The organism is Paenibacillus sp. 598K (genome assembly GCF_003851045.1).
GTDB lineage: Bacteria > Bacillota > Bacilli > Paenibacillales > Paenibacillaceae > Paenibacillus_D.
Genome location: NZ_BFBX01000088.1, coordinates 28,864 through 30,314, shown reverse-complemented (window position 1 = coordinate 30,314; position 1,451 = coordinate 28,864). Strand labels below are relative to the sequence as shown.

Annotated in this window: 1 protein-coding gene; it reads right to left on the bottom strand. The window is 55.4% G+C overall.

Annotated features, from left to right (window positions below; translation table 11 throughout):
* Window positions 1–1,396 (bottom strand): FAD-dependent oxidoreductase (locus PA598K_RS23805; RefSeq protein ID WP_148091979.1); only part of this gene is annotated, 1,396 nt, incomplete at its 3' end.
* Window positions 1,397–1,451: the final 55 nt, after the last annotated feature.

The following is a 1,451-nucleotide window of genomic DNA, read 5'->3' as shown; positions in this document are numbered from 1 at the left end:
CGGCTGCGGCCGCAGCCGATTGGCCCAGGATCATGAACACGGGCTCCATCCGGATAGAGCCGTAAGCGGCATGCGTGGCGGAGAGGCATACCGGAACGAGCAGATTGGTGCACTCCTGCTGCTTGGGCACCATAGCCCGATAGCTGATTGGGTAGGGGGCTGTCAATCGTACATAAAAGCCGCCCTCTGTGCTGACATAGCCGTCCTCATTGACATAGTATTGCGTGTGGTGCGAGTCCATTGCAAAGGAGCCCATGCCGACGGAGTCCGTCACCTTGTCTTGTAATCTGACCGTATGCTCCGTCACTACATAATCGCCGATCATCCGGCGGGATTCTCTGACGTACAACTGAGGCGTCCAGTGACCGCTGTCGACAAATTCATCGCGCGGCAGGCCCCACGGCTTGTAGACGGCCCTGATCTCTTCGGGCACACGAGGGTGGTTTTGAATCGTCCACACATACCCCTGCTGGTAAATACGATGGGCTTGCCACATCTGTTCTCTTGCAGCGTAGTCCGCCTCGGGATAGCTATGGTTCATCCCGTTGTAATCCGTCGAAATGCCGCTGTTGTTATTGGAGTCCGTCTTGTCTGGCGTGACCAGGTTCAGCTTGAAAAATTTCGAAGCTTGACCTTGCTCGATGGCCCGGAACAAAATTTCATAATCGGCCTCGTCGTACCCTTCCGGTTTCTCGATCTCCAGCCGGTTGTTCGGATTGTTCGTCAGGCACATACGAAAATTATACGCTTGAACCTTTGCGTCCCCATCGCCGATCTGTCCGCCGGCATTCGGATTGACGCGTTGAAGCAAGCCGCTCGAGGGCACGCCTTTCACGACATAAGGATCGATCCTGCCAGGCAGCTCATTACCCGAGTGAATGCCGTTCAAGGTCTCTCCGTACTGGGCATTCGACTCGCGGCCGACGATATAGGATACGCCAGCCTTGGCCATCAGATCGCCTTCGTACGTAGCATCGATAAACATCCGACCGTTGAAGACCTTACCGGATTCCATGCGTACGGCGACGATGGTCGATTCTTGCTTGATTACGCCGACCTTGAGATCCAGTCTTTCGCCGTACACGACCTCGACATGATGTTCCTCCACCCATTCCAGCAACACCTCGAGTGCGACCTTCGGTTCAAAAAGCCAGCAAGCCCCTTCCTGGGCGTACTTGCGGGCAACTCTGCGGTAAAATTCCAGGGAGAGTCCGCCGATCGCTTCCTTTATGCCAATATCCGTATCGCCCAGCCCTCCGCTGGTCAGCCCGCCGATTCGTCTCCCTTGCTCGATCACTACCACATGTTTGCCCATCGACTTCGCTTGAAGCGCTGCGACGATGCCTGCAGCGGTCCCTCCATAAATGACGATATCATACGTTTCTTCCTGGTTCATGTTACGCCTCCTTATGCTTTCGCTAGTTTCACACGCTAGGGCGTGTCTGCAAACC